Genomic DNA, 17,463 nt, shown 5'->3' on the forward strand with positions numbered 1-17,463 from the left:
GCGTTCTTAAGACATAAATTTATAAAACAAGCTAATTTTATTTGCTCAGGAGATTTTATGGATTCACAACTTACAATTTCACCTACTTTAGAAACTACAAAATCAACAAAAACTACAGATACTAAACGAGAACAAACAAGTTTTCTTGCTCCATTTGAACAAATTGCTTTGCAATGGTTAGTTAAAAAAATTCCTAACTCGGTAACGCCGGATCACCTGTCAATACTAGGTTTGCTGGCAATGCTTTTTGGTGGTGTAGGCTATTATTTTAGTCGGGAAAATATTTTATTTTTACATCTAGTTAATTTTTGTCTTGCTCTAAATTGGTTTGGAGATAGCCTAGATGGAACTCTTGCCCGCTACCGCAATAAACAACGCCCAAAATATGGTTTTTATGTTGACCATATGATTGATACTTTTGGAACATTGTTTTTAGTCGTTGGTCTGATAACATCAGGTTTTATGTCTGAACGTGTGGCTTTGGGGGTGTTAATTGTTTATTTTATGCTCTCAATAAATTCATATTTAGCAGCCTATTCACTAAATGTTTTCTCTATTTCTTTTTGGAAATTTAGTCCTACAGAACTACGCATTTTATTAGCTATTGGTAATTTATTTTTATTTACACACCCTTACAGCAATATACTTGGGCATAAATTCTTGCTTTATGATGTTGGTGGTGTAGTTGGTATTATAGGAATGTCTGTAATGCTTGTAGTTTCAACAGCTAAAAATACAAAAACCCTTTATGACAGGGAGCGTGTCTAATGCTTTGGCTAACTACAGATAATAAAATTAGTTGGATAATTTCTTGGGGAAAATTTAATTTGGTAGGGCTTTTAGGCGTTGTTTTACAACTAAGTTTATTAAAGCTATTTGTTACTATAGGTGTATGCTACCTTGTAGCTACACTTATAGCAGTAGAGATAACTATAATACATAATTTCTTTTGGCATGAGCATTGGACTTGGCGCGAAAGAACTTCAAAAAATTTTTCTTCCCAACTTATACGCTTAGCAAAGTTTAACACTAGCACAGGGTTAATTTCACTGGTTGGTAATTTATTGTTAATGAAGGTATTTGTTAGCAATTTTCATTTGCCAGTAGTTTTAGCCAATCTCCTAGCAATAGCTAGTTGCTCAATATTTAATTTTTTGGTTAGCAATTTATTTGTTTTTCAAAAGACAGATAGTTCTTTAGTTAGGCTTAAGTAGATTATAGATGGGTATTTAGTCAGGTAGTCCAACCTGTTTCATTAGCTCACTAAATCGAGGATAAGCTCTTAAAGTGTCAATAACTGGGTCAACTCTCATTCTAATTAAATATTCATCTCGGATTTCACAGGCTTTTTCTAACCAATAAAAGCCTTTTTCAATATCTCCAAGACCTGAATAAAGAATTGCAAAAAGTACAGGGGAGATATGGATTTTTTTAGAGTCTTCTAACAAATGATTTAAGACAGTTTTAGCTTCTGTTATTTGATTTGCAACTGCATAAGCATAGCCTAGCATAGAGTATATAATAGCGGGTTTTTCCCCAACTAAAGCTAAAGATTTTTTTATTTCATCAATTGCTTCTTCATATCTCTTTTGCTGTAAATAAACTAGTCCTAGCTCTACATGAGTAAAATAAAAACTCTCATCCATATCAATGACTTTAAGATATTGTTTTACTGCCTTGTCATACTGACGAGAAAGATAATATCCCCAACCAATGGATTGATTGATAATTAGCGAGAGTGGATCTAGCTGTTGAGCGCGTTTAAGTTGTTCTATACCTTCGTCAAATCTACCCATTCTCATTAAGTGATTACCATACCATTGATGAGCCGTTGGATAATCTGGATTAAGTTCTAAGGCTCTTTGAAACTCCTTTTCTGCTCCTATCCAATCCCAATGTTGATAAATACGAACACTTCCTAGTGCTGTATGTGCTTCAGCTACTTCTTCAATTTGCAGTGCTTTAGTTGCAGCTATTTCAGCTTTATTAAAAGCTTCATGCGGGTCTTCTTCACCACCATAAATGCCTATAATTATGTAGCAATCAGCTAGCCCTGCATAAGCTGAAGCATAAAGAGGATCTAGGTCAATAGCTTTTTGGAAAAATTCAATAGCCTTTTTTAAGCTAACACGAGTCCGTTTATTCCAATAATAACGACCTTTTAAGTAAAGCTCATAGGCTTTAGTGTTTTCTGTATGTCGTTTAACTAAACGTTTTTTGTCTTCACCAGAAAGTTTCATTTGTAACTTATCAGATATTTGATGAGCAATTTCTTCTTGAATGGTAAGAATATCTGCAAACTTGCGGTTATATTGCTCTCCCCAAATTTGAGAGCCATCAAATACATCTACTAACTCTGTCTGTATTTTTAGCAATTCTCCATGATGTGTCACCCAGCCTGTCAGTATTGCTTGAACTTTAAGTAGTTGTCCTATTTCTTGAGGATCTATATCTTTTCCTTTATAGCGAAATACTGTACTTCTTGCCATTACTTTTAATTTAGGTAGCTGAGACAAAATATTTATTATATTTTCCGTAATACCATCGCTTAAATATTCTGCTTCTGTATCTTTGCTTGCATTGGTAAATGGCAGAACTGCTATTGAGCTAATAACTTTACGTAGCCGACGAGTAGAGGTTTTTTTTTGAATAGGTTTTTTTAGCTCATTAAGTTTACTATCTGACGAATGAGCCGCAACAGCCTTTAATGTAGCAACCAAGTCCCGTGTTGAAGGAAAACGAGCCTCCCGGTCTTTTTCCAAGCAGCGCATTATTATCCACTCTATTTCTTGAGATATTTGTTTTAGATTACGTGATATTTTTGACGGTTTGTCTTTTAAGATTGCTGCGCTAGTTTCTATTGCTGTTGCTCGATAAAAAGGGTTTGTTCCAGTTAACATTTCATAAAATACACATCCAAAAGAAAATATATCTGTTCTGTTATCAACAAAATTTCCTTTTATTTGTTCAGGTGACATATAAGGAAATGTTCCCATTACAACGCCTGGATCCGTTGCTACTTCTGCAACTGTAGGAAAAGAATTAGATTCAGCCATTGTTGAAATTTCAACACGAGCTAAACCAAAATCCAGGATTTTAATTAGACCATGATGAGTGATAAAAATATTTTCAGGCTTTAAGTCTCGATGAATTACAGCTTTGGAATGTGCTGCTGCTAGTCCTTCTGCAACAGCAATTGCTATTTCTAATGCTTTTGCCAAGTCTAGGGGTCTACGCAGAATCCAAGTTCTTAAGGTTTCTCCTTCTAGGTATTCCATTACAGCAAATGTAATTCCGTTTTCACTACTAAAATCATGTATTGTTATTATGTTAGGGTGTGAAAGTGCCGCAAGTGAACGAGCTTCGCGCTCAAAACGTGCTACTAAATCAGTATCTTTAGCTAAACGATCATAAAGAACCTTAATAGCAACCTCACGACCTAAACGCAGATCCTTAGCTAAAAACACTTCTCCCATCCCTCCACAACCTAGACGAGAGATGATTTTATATTGACTTATTTGGGTTCCTAGTGTCAGCATTGGTTGATTAATTGTTTGATTTTGCTTTCCATTTTATAGAAATATATTTCTTTGCCAAGACATTTAGGATGAAATTTAGGAGAAAATAAAAACTTTTTATGATTAAAATTGCTCTACTTGGTACAGGTCGAGTTGCTCGCGCACGTATTCGAGAAATAAACCTAAGAAAAGATGCTGTAATAATAGGTGTTGCTAGCAGTAATTTAGAACGAGCAAAAGAACTTGCTACACCTATAAATGCTTTTGCAACAATAGATTGGCAAAATCTAGTTGCTCAAGCTGATGCTGTAATGGTTTGCTCGCTTAATAAATATCATGCAGAAATGTGCCATTTTGCTTTAAGCTTAAGTAAACCTGTTAGTGTAGATTATCCGTTAGCCTTATCTTTAGGTGAAACTTTAGAACTAGTAAACTTAGCAGCAGAAAAAAAAGCTATTTTACATGTTGAACACATTGAATTGCTTTCGCCTTGGTTTAACACTCTACAAAAAGCTTTGCCTGAAATAGGAAATGTTTTAAGTATTTTTTGGACAAATTTAAGTAATCGACAGGCAATCGATACAGATTGGACTTTTAACACTTCCTCAGGGTTTTCATTATTCTTACACGCTGCCATAATTAGCCGACTAATTGCTATTGCTGGGAAAGCTAGATGGGTAAATGCTCAAGAAAAATTGCTTGGATTAGAATCAGGACAATTTACTAGTCGATTGACTACCGTTCAAATAGGTTTTGAAAACGGGGTTATTGCTCAACTTATTGATGGACAAGGATTAAATGTTATTCCTATAGCAAACCAACTAGTTGTAATTGGTACAAAAGGACAACTTTTAGCAGAAAATCATCAGCAAGTTAGTTTACAACTTACTGATAAAAAAGAAGATTTACCAATAGTTAAAGGTGAAGGGCTGTTTAGTCAAGATATTGATAATTTTATTAAACAAATTCAACTTGGGACAAAAAGCTATGTTGACCATAACCATATCTGCCAAATTGCTCAACTAGCAACTGCGGCACAACGTTCTTGTCAAAAGCAACAACCAATTGAAATTAAATAAATTTCTTAAAATAAAATATTTATGAAACCAAATTTATATAACAGAATAATTAGAACAATTTTATTTATCGCAGTAATTTTGCTAATAATGAAAATTCCTAAGCAATCACTTTTTTTAGTTCTAAGAATTGCTGTCCCAGGGCTGATTTTGCTTAGTATTTGGATAACCTGGCGTAGATTTACTAGAAAACTACATTCAAAGCCTATTAAAAAAGTAGTCAAAAAATAAATAACCTAACATCCTTATGTTAGGTTATTTATTTCAATTTTTGAATATCTTAATTAAAACTTAAAATATACCAAAACCAAAATCAGGTACATCAGTAATGCTAAATGTGTTAGCAAAAACAGCTTTTTCAGTAATACTTGAACCTTGACCAGTAATTTCATCTCTAAAAGTTATTTTACCAATTCTAAAATAGCTAGTAGGTATATTAGGTTGAATTTCTTGCATTTCTACTGTGATGCTAATAGCTTTAGGTAACTTAACTAGTGGACTACCAGCTTTATCATAGTTAATTCCATATTCTTCATATCTACCAAGGTCTGGTGCAACTAGTCGAAATGTCATTGTTGCTGTACCACTTGCGCTAGCTGTTCTACTTAAGTTAAAGCTATCAATTCCACCACCTGAGCGAGCAACTGAGTTAAAGATAAACCCACCGCTAGGGCTAGTTTCTGTTACAGCCGAACAAGCACCCCAAAAGAAAGGATTTTCTACTTCTTGATAAGGTTTTTCAGGAAATCTTGGGAAGGAGATCAAAGCATAAACAAATTTTTCTTTTTGACCTGTAAAGTTACCATAAATATCATTTGCTTCTCGGACATTTATAGTTAATAAAGCTTTTTGTGGTTGACCTGCTACTTGCCAGGGTAGATTAATGATGGCTTGATGTGTTCCATAAAACATTGCATGCCAAAGAGTTGTTTCAGCATCATTAACTATAACTCTATCTCTAATATTAAACATAGGCGCAAAAGTTGTTCCAGCAGGTGCGCTACTAATAAAAGATATTTTTTCGCTATTGCTTCCACCTGTTCCAGGTAGGCCATTTCCTGCATCAATTACAAAATCTTTAGCTAAACTAGCTTGATTACCAACCATCACCCTAACTTTTACTTTTCCAGTTGCAAATGTTTCTGGAATACGAACGCTAAGTTTATCTGTATTAATACCAAGCACAGGTACTGCAATATCATTGATTGTTACAATATTTTCAGATGTTTGACAGGCTAGATTATCGGCTTTGATTTCTAGCACGCCTCCTGTTTGAGCGCGTTCTGGGCTAAAGCTATAAATAATAGGTGCATTCTTTTGATACTGAAAACTACCAGTATTAGAACTATTTGCGCCAACAATCACCCTAACTTTTACTTTTCCTGTGCATAAATTGCTATTAGGAATTTGCAAAGTAATTTTTTTCTTCTTTACTTGATTTGGTGTAAGCAATACGCCGTTATCATTAGTCAAAACTTTAACTTGATTTGGATCTTTACCAAACGCGCTTCCAGTTATCTCTATTAAGGGGTTATCCCCATTTTGTAGTACATTAATTGTATTAATTTGAGGTGTTTTATTTTGCACAAAGAGTTCTTGGTCTTCTGAAACTGGATTTTGTGCTAAAACACTTATTGCCAGTAGCATAACGCACATTATCACAATAAGCTTGGTAGAGAGTTTTAACATTATTTTCTCCTTAGATAAACTTTAATAGACTGTTAACTTGATTAACTTGATTAGCTTGATTTAGCTTATTTATTGATTAATTAGGGGCTGTTTTCGTTGTGGATCACATTAAATAATTTTTTTACCTATAATGTCTAGTAAATAATTAATTAAAATAAAAATAGTATCTCTTAAATTTTATTGCATAAGAGATACTATTTAGGTAACTACTAAAAATGCTTAATAATTAATTTTGTAGTAATTCGTCAACTTTATTTGCTAAAGCTTGTCCTCTAAGGCTAACACCGGCTACTTCTCCATTTTTATCTAATAAAACTGTAAAAGGAATACCTCGTACACCGTAAAGTTGGGCAACTTTATTTTTCCAACCTAGTCCATCGTAATATTGCGGCCAGGTAATATTGTTGTTTTTTATATAGTTGTCCAAAGGTTCGCGGTCTGTGTCAAGGCTAATGCCAATGATAGTAAAGTTATTATTTTTATGTTTTTCCCAAACTTTTTTTACCGCAGGCATTTCTACACGACAAGGGCCGCACCAAGTAGCCCAAAAGTCTATTAAGACTACCTTTCCTTTTAATTTGCTTAGAGAAATATTTTCACCTTTTAATGAAGTGACAGAAAAATCAGGAACGGTTTTACCACTTGATGTGCTAGCCTTAGTTGAACCAGAAGAATTAAAAACTTTGGCATCCATTTGCCAACGCATAAAGCCCACTAATAAAACAGAGAAGACAACTAACAGTATTAAACCAGATTTATTTTTTCCATAATGCTCCTAAATATAACTAAAAAAAGAATTTAAAAATTAATATTTTATGATGGATTACCACATTCAGAACAAAATTTTGCTCCAGGGTTTAGCGGATGATTACATTTTGAACAAGCTCTTGGTAGTAAAGATGTTCCACACTCAGCACAGAATTTTGCTCCTTGTGCATTAGGTGACTGACATTTTGGACAATTCACGGTTGCTGCTAAAGGGGGTGGCTGTGTTGGGGCTTGTTGCTGATAAGGTGGTGGTGGATAGCCTGGAGGAGGATATTGCCCTTGTGGTGGATAAGGTTGTTGAGGTGGATAAGGGTTTTGCATATTCTGCATATTTTGTGCCATCATTTGCCCCATACCAAATCCCATACCAAGCCCCATACCTTCACCTGCGCCTGTTCCTGGTTGACTAGCAGCATCACGCATCGCTTGTGCAGATTGATATTGCATATAATTACGCATATCACCTATAGCCCGCATCCCTGCACCTTCATCAATTCGCTTTTGAACTTCTTCTGGAAGTGTAATTGAGCCAACTATTAGATCAACTAGCTCTAAACCTTGTTTAGCAAAATCATCTGCTACTTGAGCTTTAGTAGCAATTGCAAGCTCATTATAGTTAGAAGTTAGCTCATCAACAGAACGGAAATTTTCTCCAAGTAAATCCGTTAATCTTTGAACAATTAAGTCTCTTAAGAAGTCTTCTACTTGTACAGTTGTCACCCAACCACGAGTCCCTACAACAGTACCTACAAAAAGTTGAGGATCGGCAACCTTCATTGAAAATTTACCAAAAGCTCTAAGTTGAACTCGTCCAAGCTCAGGATCTTTAACTAAAATAGGCATTTTAGTACCCCATTTTAGATTTTGAAAAACTTGACGGCTAACATATAAAACAGAGCATTGAAAAGGAGATGTACCACCAAAAGGAATGCTTAAAAATCTAGTAAGTATAGGTAAATTATTGGTGGTTAAGGTATGTCTACCTGGGCCAAAAATATCTAAAGCTTTTCCATCACGGAAAAAAACTGCTGACTGATTTTCTTGAACAATTAGTTGCGCTCCCCATTTAATATCTGTCGCGCCTTGTTCTGGGAAACGGTGAATAATAGATTGTCCGCTATTATCAAAATATTGAATGACTTCGATTGCCATGAAAGTTCTCCTTAAAAGACTTAAACTATTGTTTCTATTGCTTTGTGGCGTTGGCTAAAATGAGCATCTAAAGAGTCTAAAGCTTTTTCTAAGCTACTAGCGGCAGTCTTTAAGCTGCTAGCATCGCTGCTTTCAGAAATTGCTACAATTTGTGATTTGATTGCTTCTGTATCTTCTATCAGGCTTAAATCAAATTGATAAAGTTTATCTAATTCTAGTTCTTGCACTTTTACAACATCAAAAAAGCCACTATAACCATAGCTAGCATACCGGATTCGGTTAGCAATTTTATCTAATTTACCATTTAATCGCTCTATAGGCTTAATTTCTGTAATACGGCCTGTTTCGCTTAAATCACGAATTAAATTAGTAAGTGGGGTTTTAAGTTTTTCTAATTCTTGTGCTAGATGTTCTCTATGGAGTTTATCAATATCACGTCGTCGATCTTTATCCAAATAACCGCTATAGCCTGGAATGACGGAGGCTAGTTGTTGTAAGCAACTTTTTCCTTGCATAAATCTCCCTTTCTATAAGAAACAAACAAATTTAAGACTTTAGATGCTGATATTGTCACCAGCGAAACGCTCTAACATTTATAAAAAGTTTGGACATTTTACTAACATAGCGTCCAATGCAAATTATTTTTTACCAAACAATGCTTTCAAACGATTTGAGCCTTTACCAAAAAGGACATCTACCATTGCTGATAACATTTGGTAAGTTTTAGCACTATTAGGAAACCAGTACATTTCCTTCCGCATCCAGCCGCGATCAGCAACAATATGTTTAATTTTACTAAAATTACGTACACCTTCTTTAGAATGTACAGCACCAAAGCCAGATTCTTTTACACCAAACCAAGGAGCTTCACAAAAACCAAAAGCATTTGCGCCACAATCATTAATTGCAACTGTTCCAGCTTCAACTTGTTTAGCAACACGTTCAGCGCGGCTTACATCTTGTGACCAAACACCAGCAGTTAGACCATAAACGCTATCATTTGCTAGCTTGATGGCTTCAGCTTCGCTTTTTACTTTCATAATTGGAATAACTGGGCCAAAGGTTTCTTCAGTCATAACCTTCATTGAGTGATCAACATTTGTTAAAACTGTAGGGCGGTAATAATAACCTGGTGCTAAGTCTTGATTACGTTCACCACCTACTAATAACTTAGCCCCTTTTGCTACAGCATCTTTAATATGATCATCAATTACATCCATTTGACGAGGAAAGATGATTGCACCAATTTCAACATCTGGGCCATCTTGGGGGCCTTGGCGGAGTTTTTTAACTCGTTCAACTACCATTTCAGTAAATTTCTCTACAATAGGTTCCATCACATAAACGCGCTCTACACTAGCGCACATTTGACCAGAATTTACGAGTCCGCCCCACACAGTAGCATCTGCTGCACGTTCTAAATCAGCATCTTCTAGTATGATAAAAGGATCTTTACCGCCTAGCTCTAAAGCTACAGGGGTAAATTTATCTTTTTGGGCTAATTCTTTATAAATAGCTCGTCCGGTTCTAACCGAGCCTGTAAAGACTATTTTATCTACATCTGAGCGGACTAAAGCCGCACCTGTTAAACCATCACCTTGTAAAACTTGAAAAACACTGTCTGATATTCCAGCATCAGCAAAAATTTTTCCGGTCATTTCTCCAATTAATGGAGTTACTTCAGAAGGTTTAAGTAATACAGTATTTCCTGCTAGTAAGGCTAAAACCACATCACTTAAAAATGCTGTAGGAAAGTTCCATGGAGTAATTACACCAACAACGCCTAATGGCTCATAAACAAAATAGCTTCTTTTATTCTTAAATAAATGTAGTGGATTAGCACGAGGAGCTAGCATTTTTTGTGCTTGTTTACAAAAATAAGTGGTGCCATCAATTACAGTAAAAACATCTGCTAGTAAGGCATCTGCACGTGTTTTACCAGTGTCTTTACGAATAGTGTCTAAAATTTCATCTCGGCGGTCTACAAAAATATCTCTAACTTTAAGTAAGTAGGGGATTCGCTCTGCTACAGATAATGCACCCCAAGCAGCTTGGGCGCGTCGAGCCTTAGCAACAGCCTCAAATACCTCTGTTTCTGTACAAATAGGAATTTTACCAATAACTTCTCCAGTCATTGGACAAGTATTTTCAATATAACGTCTCTCTGTTTGTGGTTTTGGCTCGTTTGTTTCTATTGTTTTAGATATAGCTGTAGCAGACATAATTTTACTCCTTACTAGAATTTGCTAGTTTTGATAATGAGACTTTAGCACTCTTTGCTTAGACACTTCAACTACTTCTATGATATACTCCCAATGCTTGTCCTCAAACTAGCAAATTATGCTAACAACCACTAAAATATATAAAATAAAAAGTATGCTCCTTAGGAGGATTTACGTAATGTTTTTTAGATTTTTCTCTTTTGTATAGTAATGGCACTAGCTTCAACTTTAACATACGGCCAACAAGCTAATAGTGACACAAAAAAGACTTTTGATAACTATGATGTTATCCCAAATAAAGCTATCCAACTTGAATCAACCATAGAGAAATCTAAAGAAAAACCTAAAGAGAAACCTAAAGAAAAAGCTACAGAGAAGGCAGAAATAAAACAACCAGAAAAGCTATCCAATAATAACACTATTAATAACTCTGTGAACAATGAAGAAAACCTTACAGACAAGAATTATAAAAATAAATCTGCTCGTAGCAAATCTGCTTTACTAAAAACTCCTACAAAAAGAAATGGTGAAGGCTATTGGCAAGATGAAACGCCAGTTGTACCTGAATTAGACACCCCACCACCACCACCAAAAATATACTCTGAAGTTCGTACTTCCATTACAGAAAAAGGAAGTTTAATGCTAACTAGTGATACTGTAGTTGTAAAACCTGCAATTGCTACTAAAGCTATTCCTGTTACTTTGACAGAAAGTACAGGGGATATAGATCTAGATGATATCATCCAGAAGGCAGCAAAAAGAATGAAGTTGACCCACGTTTAATTTTAGAAGTAATTCGCCAAGAATCAGGGTTTCGCCTTAGAGCCGTTTCACATAAAGGTGCTAGCGGACTAATGCAATTAATTCCTTCTACAGCTAGGCGTTTTGGGGTGACAGATATTTTTGATAGAGAGCAAAATATTAATGCTGGTACACGTTACTTAAAGCTTTTGTTAGATATGTTTGGAGGTAATTTAGAATTAGCTTTAGCTGGTTATAATGCTGGTGAACACGCTGTTGTGCGCTATAACTATGCTATTCCTCCTTATAGAGAGACACAAGATTATGTACGCCGTATTACTACTAGGTATCGTAGCCGTTACCACCAAGTTACAACAGCAATTAAGATAGAGCCAGTAGTAGTGCATCAAGTTCCACTAGCTACATTTGCAGCAGAAAACGGAAGAGTTGTTTTATCTAATAATTATTAGAAACATATTTAGGAGCATATATAAAAATAAATTTTTATGGCTAAGAATAAATTAAAGTTTCAGCATGCCAAAATGGTTAGTGCCGTTGCTAAAGCAAAATCACAAAAAGATCTTCCTAGTTTGTTAAATGAATCACTAAAACTACTTCAAGCAGGAAACCTTAATTTAGCGTTAAACTTAGCTCTAGAAGCTTTTGCATTTGCAGAAAAAGATACTCAAGAGAAAGTAGAAGAACTATTAGCAGAAATTTATTTTCGTCTAGCTGTTGCTAGTGCTACAGACTTTAGCTTACGAATAACACACTTAAAAGAAGCTATTTCACTTAGTCCCACCCAAACAAGACTGCACTTTTTTCTAGCTGTTACTTTATGTCAAATAGGAAATTTTGCTGAAGCAGTTTTAGAGTTTGATAAAGTGGCTACAAAAGAGCCTAACTACTCAAATTTACAATACTTACACACTTTAGCTAAATTAGTATGTAATCAAAAAGTAGATTTTAGCAACCTGACATCAGAAGAAGCTAGCACACTAAAAATAGTGGAAAATATTATTTCTGATAAAACTAATAATATTTTGATTGATATTCAACCGACAAAACATGAATTTTGGCAAGCACTAGCGCAAATGCAGCAAGATATGATGGCATCACCTGTTTTAGCTTTACAAAAAAGCCTTGATAAAGGCGGTAATAAAAAAAGTGTTATAGGTATTTTAGAATACTACAAAGGTGTTGCTGCTATGCGTCAAGGTGAAAAAGGCGCGGCACAATCAGCTTGGCAAAAAGCAAAGAGTTTTGGATTTGCTCAAAATCACTTAAGTACTAACCTGGATTATTTGTTAACTGAACAAATAGTTGATGCTGCGAAAGAGGAAAAATGGCAACAAGAAATACTTGCTATTGGAAATTTACCAAGAAAGTTAAAGACTTTAGACATAGTTAAAGAACTAACAGCATTTGCAGAATATTACATTGGACATAGTGCCGCAAGCGAAGGTAATTGGAAGCGGGCGGCTGAAGCCTGGCGACGTTCTAACGAACAAGATAAAAGTTGTCGTTTATCACAAAATTTAGCTTTGGCTGAGGAAGCTATAGAAAATTGGGAAAATGCTGCCGAAGCTTGGAGAGAAATGCTTAAACGACGCTCCAGAAAAGAGACTAGTGATAATTACTTGAATGATAGCCAAGTAGCAGCTATTTGGAAACGTGCGGCAGAATGTTATGAAAAGGAAGAAGATACAGAAGAAGCTCTTACTTGCTTAAAAAATGCACTTAAATATGCTGAAAATGACATAGATCTACGCTTAGAAATAGTAGAGACTTTAATGGCAAATGATCAAGAAAAGGCTGCACAAAATGAACTTAACCGTATTTTGGCAATTGACCCCAAAAATGTTACTGCTTTAGAGAGTCTAGCAGGTCTTTTAACTGTTTCTGAAAAAACAGATGAGGCTATAGAAATCTGGAGAAAAGTTCTTGCTCTAGATCCTGATAACAAAATTGCTAGGGAATCTTTATCTTCAATTTATGTTGAGAAGTCAGAAGAGATTACAGATAAGAAAAAGAGATTTAGTTTTCTTGAAAAAGCCTTAAAAGATCTTCCAAATGATGTTGGATTGCTCTTAAAACTAGCTATAACTGCTGATACATTAAAAAAAGGTAATCCACTTGGGTTACTAAAACAAGCCTATCAGTCTGCTGGCAAAGATTTTAAGATGGTAAGCTTAGTTTTAGATGAATCTTTGATAAAAGATACAAATGAATTTGTAGAAGAAATAATGTTAGTAATAACCCAACAAGCCAATTTACCAGCAGAGTTTTGGATTGTTCAAGCTAAAATGGTTGTATTGTGTGAGTTAAATGTTTCTTGGACAAGAAAATTTTTTGATCAGGCTATTGATCAAGCAGAAAAAAACAAAAAAGAATCTAAAGCAAAAGTATTACTGAATATATTTTTAACTCTACATTCTAGAGAATTTCAGGATGTTAAAGAAGAAGTAATAGAAAAGATAGAGGAAGGATATATAGATCGTATAAAGAAAGAATGTCCTCAGAGTGGAGTTTTAGAGTTTATAGAAGCTCATAGAGTTTTTCATAATAGAAAAGATATTAAATCAGCAAAAACTTTAATAAAAGAAGCTCGGCGTAAGGCTCAACTTGCTAATGAAAAAGAGGTTGTAGAAGAAACTCATGAGTTTGAAAATTTTATTTCTCGTCCTAAACGTCGGGGACTGTTTGATATGGATGATATACCACTTTCAGTAATAAGGATAATGGAAAAATACCCTAATGGCCCGCCAAAAGATCCTAGAAAATTATCTGCGCAAGATAGAGAAGATATAGAAAAATTAATGGAATTTTTCCAGGAGAATTTTTAATGAAAAAAGGTTCTAAAAATAAACCTATAGTTAACAAACCAAAAGATCCATATAAAACTTTAGAGTTAGATAGAAAAGCTTCTCAGGAACAAATAAAACGTGCTTATTTTCAGCTAGTAAGGCAATATCCACCAGAAACAGAGGCTGAAAAATTCCAAGAAATACGTGCTGCTTATGAACAACTTCGCACACCTGAAAAACGGGCCTAGCTGATTTATTTTTACTACAACCCCCACCAGAAAAACCTGATTTACCATCAATAAACTATGATTTAAGCATTCATAAAGAAGACATTATTAAATTAGCATTAGAAGTAAAATTAGCAGAAATTTCTTTCCAAAAAGATTTTCAGAATATAAAAATATAACAAGTGATTAAAGATGGAAGCTAAAGAAACACTATCAATTGAATTTGAGGAATTAACCAATCTACTATCAAACCTACCAGATAAACTTAGTCTTGTGCTAGTGAAAATACTGAATGAACATTTAACGGAGTTTTCTACAAAGTTAGAAAAATCAAGTGAACAGCTAGCAGAACTTGAACGCAACATTACAAAGCTAAATCGGGTTCAGTATAAAGCAAATACTTTAAGCGAAGCTCAAGAACAAAAAACTACTACTCTTTTAACAACTTTACAAGAAACCATAAAACAACAAGAAAAACAAATAGAAGAAAATATAATTGTTAAAGAAGAACTATTAGCTAAAGAAAAAAAACAAGCTCTTAGTGCTTTTGCTTTAAATATTTTACCTGTTTTAGATGGTATAGAATCAGCTATAAATAATGGATATACGCTCTTAAAACGTAAAGATAAAGAGAATATAACTAGTAATATTAAAAAACAAACTGTAAAAGAAACTATAATAAAATCAAAAAAACTTACCTTAATGGAAAGGTTAAAAGTAGCTTTTACAGGTGAAATATCAATAGAAATTGAACAAGAAAGACTTGTGTCTGATAATTTAGCAAAAGATGATGAGATTTTAGAAATGTTAGAAGCATTAAATGCAACAAAGGAATCAATAAAGGCTTGGCTAGAAGGTTTAGAGCTAGTTAAAGAGCGTTTTACAGTTTTATTAGCTAATGAAGGGATTCATCAAATAGAAACAGAAGGTAAGCTTTTTGATCCGCGATTACATGTAGCCCTAGAAGCTATTACAGACTCAAATTTATCTCCTGGTACAATTGCTAGTGTTTTACGAAAAGGTTATCAACAAGAAAATAAAATACTTCGCTATGCAGAAGTTGTAGTAGTAAAAGAATCTAAATAAAAAAGGTTAATATAATGTCAGATAAAATTATTGGGATTGATCTTGGAACAACTAATTCTGTAGTGGCTGTAATAAAAAATGGTATTCCTATTTTAATACCTGTAGATGATAAAAATATTTTGCCTTCTGTAGTTGGAGTATCGCCAACAAAAGAAATTTTAGTTGGTTATCCAGCGCGTAATCAGTGGGTAGTATCGCCAGAAAATACAGTTCGATCAGTAAAACGCAAAATGGGTAAGACTGAAAAAGTTTCTATGGCAGCTAAAGAATATACGCCGCAAGAAATATCAGCATTTATCTTAAAAAAATTAAAAGAATCAGCAGAGGAATTTTTACAAGAAAGCGTTACACGTGCAGTAATTACTGTTCCAGCTTATTTTAATGAACTTCAACGCCAGGCCACGATAGAAGCAGGAGAAATTGCAGGGCTAAAGGTAGAACGTATTATTAATGAGCCTACAGCCTCGGCTTTAGCTTATGGATTAAATCGAGAGGAAGAATTAAGAGTCTTGGTTTATGACTTAGGAGGAGGTACTTTTGATGTTTCTGTTATTGAATTAAATAATGAGATAGTAGATGTTTTAGCTACAGCAGGAGACAATCATTTAGGTGGAGATGATTTTGACGAAATGCTTGCAGGGTTAATTGCAGATGAATTTTTAAAGGAACATAAAGTAGATTTACGTGAAAATCATTATGCATGGGCAAGACTTTTAAGAGCAGCCGAAGAAGCTAAAATAGAGCTTTCTAGCTCGCCATATTCTTTAATTAGTTTGGAATATATTGCTGAGACAAAAAAGGGTAAAGCTTTACATATTCGGCGAGAAGTCAAAAGAGATGAGTTTGAATCATTAATTGCTGAAAAGCTAGAATCTACAATGAATTTAGTTGATAAAGCTTTGGCAGATGCAGAACTAACGGTTGAAGATATAGATCGGGTATTACTTGTAGGAGGATCAACTAGATCGCCTATTGTTTGGGACTTAATTTCTGAACACATGGGACAAGAACCACATATTGAAATTGACCCTGATGCAGCGGTCGCGCTAGGTGCGGCAGTTCAAGCAGGAATAATTATAGGTGAAGAAATTGACGCTATTTTAGTTGATGTGACACCTTTATCTTTAGGCATAGAATGTGCGGAAATTAGTTTTAGTGGGCATTTAGTATCAGATAGGTTTGAGCCTCTTATTAGACATAATACTACTATTCCTGTACAACAAAGTAAGGTGTTTACTACAGTTTTTCCAGGTCAAGATAAAATTCATATCAAGGTTTATCAAGGTGAAGAAACAATTGCTTCAAAAAATGTTTTGTTAGGAGATTTTTTTGTTGAGGACTTAAAACCTAACTTATCTTCAGGTCAAACAGAAGTTACAGTAAATTTTAGTTTGGATGTTAATGCAATTTTAGATGTTACCGTAGTTGAGCGTAAAACGGGAAATAAGGTAAGTAAAAAACTTAAGGCTAGCCGTCAAAAATTAAGTGCTGAAGATATTGCTGAAAGCCAAGCAAAATTAGCTGCTCTTTATAACCTAAATCAAGAAGAAGATTATGAAGATTATGATGAAGGTGATGAAGACGAAGATTTTATTGATATAGGAAAAGAAGATGAAGAAATGGATCCTGGAACAAAAGCTTTACTTGAAAGAGCTAAAAAGGCTTTAGCTAACCCAGAAATATCTGCTTCTTTATCCAAGAAAATTTCTGATGTTGTAAAAAAAATAAGTGATTCTATTAATCAGGGAGATAGCGAGCAAGCCGAAAGTGATTGTGATGAATTAATAGATTTGCTTATGGATGTAGAAGAATAATTTATGCAAGAAGAATTAGAAAAAGAAAATTATGTAGAAGAAAAAGCCAATGAGCAAGAACATTATCAAGATAAATTAAAGGATGGTTACAGGGGTATTTTTGGGGCCATCCTAGGCACTTTAGTAGCAGAGCTAGTTTTATGGATTGGAAAAGTAGATGGCAATCCTCCTTTAATTTTTGCTGTTATAGGGTTTTTTCTTGCTGCACGTTGTTATATTCAAGCTCAACAAGCAAAACAACAGCTTAAAGAACTTATAGATAAAGCACAAAATAACCCTTTATAGAAAATAAGTTGGTAAAAACTAAGCTAGTCTTTCTCGACAATTACACTATAACTTAACTAAAATCACAAAAATCTAGCA

General features: G+C 34.4%; 14 protein-coding genes and 1 pseudogene. 9 read left to right on the forward strand and 6 right to left on the reverse strand.

Translation table 11 applies throughout. The annotated features are described in order from the left end of the window. The first annotated feature begins 57 nt into the window (after positions 1-57). Positions 58-768, forward strand: coding sequence for a CDP-alcohol phosphatidyltransferase family protein (locus IPK14_18700; GenBank protein MBK7995327.1), 711 nt, complete (start codon positions 58-60; stop codon positions 766-768). Continuing rightward, entirely contained in the window at positions 768-1,214 is a 447-nt protein-coding gene (locus IPK14_18705) for a GtrA family protein (protein MBK7995328.1), read from the forward strand. Before IPK14_18700 ends, IPK14_18705 begins: the two co-directional genes overlap by 1 nt. Positions 1,215-1,229: 15 nt before the next feature. On the opposite strand, the gene IPK14_18710 is transcribed toward IPK14_18705, so the two are convergent. Next, on the reverse strand, positions 1,230-3,539 hold the full coding sequence (locus IPK14_18710; protein ID MBK7995329.1) for a protein kinase: 2,310 nt from the start codon (positions 3,537-3,539) through the stop codon (positions 1,230-1,232). Positions 3,540-3,637: 98 nt separating this feature from the next. On the opposite strand from IPK14_18710, the gene IPK14_18715 reads away from it, so the two are divergent. Continuing rightward, the gene (locus IPK14_18715) at positions 3,638-4,597 is read left to right on the forward strand and encodes a Gfo/Idh/MocA family oxidoreductase (protein ID MBK7995330.1); all 960 of its coding nucleotides are present in this window, start codon (positions 3,638-3,640) and stop codon (positions 4,595-4,597) included. Positions 4,598-4,885: 288 nt separating this feature from the next. On the opposite strand, the gene IPK14_18720 is transcribed toward IPK14_18715, so the two are convergent. The 5 genes from IPK14_18720 to IPK14_18740 all read right to left on the reverse strand — a co-directional run bounded on the left by IPK14_18720 (position 4,886) and on the right by IPK14_18740 (position 10,425). Then, positions 4,886-6,283, reverse strand: coding sequence for an IPT/TIG domain-containing protein (locus IPK14_18720; protein MBK7995331.1), 1,398 nt, complete (start codon positions 6,281-6,283; stop codon positions 4,886-4,888). A 226-nt stretch (positions 6,284-6,509) separates the two neighbouring features. After that, positions 6,510-6,989, reverse strand: coding sequence for a TlpA family protein disulfide reductase (locus IPK14_18725; protein MBK7995332.1), 480 nt, complete (start codon positions 6,987-6,989; stop codon positions 6,510-6,512). A gap of 107 nt (positions 6,990-7,096) precedes the next feature. Further along, positions 7,097-8,203 (reverse strand): SPFH domain-containing protein, encoded by a 1,107-nt coding sequence (locus tag IPK14_18730; GenBank protein ID MBK7995333.1) that lies wholly within the window; start codon positions 8,201-8,203, stop codon positions 7,097-7,099. Positions 8,204-8,223: 20 nt separating this feature from the next. Beyond that, positions 8,224-8,718, reverse strand: coding sequence for a hypothetical protein (locus IPK14_18735; GenBank protein MBK7995334.1), 495 nt, complete (start codon positions 8,716-8,718; stop codon positions 8,224-8,226). A gap of 123 nt (positions 8,719-8,841) precedes the next feature. Further along, positions 8,842-10,425 carry an aldehyde dehydrogenase family protein gene (locus IPK14_18740; protein ID MBK7995335.1) on the reverse strand — a complete coding sequence of 528 codons (1,584 nt, stop codon included), beginning with the start codon at positions 10,423-10,425 and terminating at the stop codon, positions 8,842-8,844. A 639-nt stretch (positions 10,426-11,064) separates the two neighbouring features. Between IPK14_18740 and IPK14_18745 the strand changes: the two are divergent. The 6 genes and pseudogenes from IPK14_18745 (at position 11,065) to IPK14_18770 (ending at position 17,385) form a co-directional block, all read left to right on the forward strand. Beyond that, positions 11,065-11,636 (forward strand): annotated as a pseudogene (locus IPK14_18745) (lytic transglycosylase domain-containing protein). Between the two features lie 72 nt (positions 11,637-11,708). Further along, the gene (locus IPK14_18750) at positions 11,709-14,012 is read left to right on the forward strand and encodes a tetratricopeptide repeat protein (GenBank protein MBK7995336.1); all 2,304 of its coding nucleotides are present in this window, start codon (positions 11,709-11,711) and stop codon (positions 14,010-14,012) included. Then, a complete protein-coding gene (locus tag IPK14_18755; GenBank protein ID MBK7995337.1) occupies positions 14,012-14,221 on the forward strand; it encodes a DnaJ domain-containing protein in 210 nt (69 codons plus the stop codon). Before IPK14_18750 ends, IPK14_18755 begins: the two co-directional genes overlap by 1 nt. Positions 14,222-14,392: 171 nt before the next feature. Beyond that, positions 14,393-15,286 carry a nucleotide exchange factor GrpE gene (gene grpE, locus IPK14_18760; GenBank protein MBK7995338.1) on the forward strand — a complete coding sequence of 298 codons (894 nt, stop codon included), beginning with the start codon at positions 14,393-14,395 and terminating at the stop codon, positions 15,284-15,286. 14 nt (positions 15,287-15,300) lie between these two features. Continuing rightward, positions 15,301-17,100, forward strand: a complete 1,800-nt coding sequence (locus IPK14_18765) for an Hsp70 family protein (GenBank protein ID MBK7995339.1) — start codon at positions 15,301-15,303, stop codon at positions 17,098-17,100. Positions 17,101-17,103: 3 nt separating this feature from the next. Beyond that, entirely contained in the window at positions 17,104-17,385 is a 282-nt protein-coding gene (locus IPK14_18770; GenBank protein ID MBK7995340.1) for a hypothetical protein, read from the forward strand. Positions 17,386-17,463 lie beyond the last annotated feature (78 nt).

The sequence above is a fragment of the Blastocatellia bacterium genome (assembly GCA_016713405.1).
Taxonomy (GTDB): Bacteria; Acidobacteriota; Blastocatellia; order Chloracidobacteriales; family JADJPF01; genus JADJPF01.

Excerpts from the sequence above, each read along its gene's own strand:
- IPK14_18755 (MBK7995337.1), top strand. The coding sequence starts at position 14,012 with ATGAAAAAAGGTTCTAAAAATAAACCTATAGTTAACAAACCAAAAGAT.
- IPK14_18700 (MBK7995327.1), top strand. The coding sequence starts at position 58 with ATGGATTCACAACTTACAATTTCACCTACTTTAGAAACTACAAAATCA.
- IPK14_18730 (MBK7995333.1), bottom strand. The coding sequence starts at position 8,203 with ATGGCAATCGAAGTCATTCAATATTTTGATAATAGCGGACAATCTATT.
- IPK14_18750 (MBK7995336.1), top strand. The coding sequence starts at position 11,709 with ATGGTTAGTGCCGTTGCTAAAGCAAAATCACAAAAAGATCTTCCTAGT.
- IPK14_18705 (MBK7995328.1), top strand. The coding sequence starts at position 768 with ATGCTTTGGCTAACTACAGATAATAAAATTAGTTGGATAATTTCTTGG.
- IPK14_18740 (MBK7995335.1), bottom strand. The coding sequence starts at position 10,425 with ATGTCTGCTACAGCTATATCTAAAACAATAGAAACAAACGAGCCAAAA.
- IPK14_18710 (MBK7995329.1), bottom strand. The coding sequence starts at position 3,539 with ATGCTGACACTAGGAACCCAAATAAGTCAATATAAAATCATCTCTCGT.
- grpE (MBK7995338.1), top strand. The coding sequence starts at position 14,393 with ATGGAAGCTAAAGAAACACTATCAATTGAATTTGAGGAATTAACCAAT.
- IPK14_18770 (MBK7995340.1), top strand. The coding sequence starts at position 17,104 with ATGCAAGAAGAATTAGAAAAAGAAAATTATGTAGAAGAAAAAGCCAAT.
- IPK14_18765 (MBK7995339.1), top strand. The coding sequence starts at position 15,301 with ATGTCAGATAAAATTATTGGGATTGATCTTGGAACAACTAATTCTGTA.
- IPK14_18735 (MBK7995334.1), bottom strand. The coding sequence starts at position 8,718 with ATGCAAGGAAAAAGTTGCTTACAACAACTAGCCTCCGTCATTCCAGGC.
- IPK14_18725 (MBK7995332.1), bottom strand. The coding sequence starts at position 6,989 with ATGCGTTGGCAAATGGATGCCAAAGTTTTTAATTCTTCTGGTTCAACT.
- IPK14_18720 (MBK7995331.1), bottom strand. The coding sequence starts at position 6,283 with ATGTTAAAACTCTCTACCAAGCTTATTGTGATAATGTGCGTTATGCTA.
- IPK14_18715 (MBK7995330.1), top strand. The coding sequence starts at position 3,638 with ATGATTAAAATTGCTCTACTTGGTACAGGTCGAGTTGCTCGCGCACGT.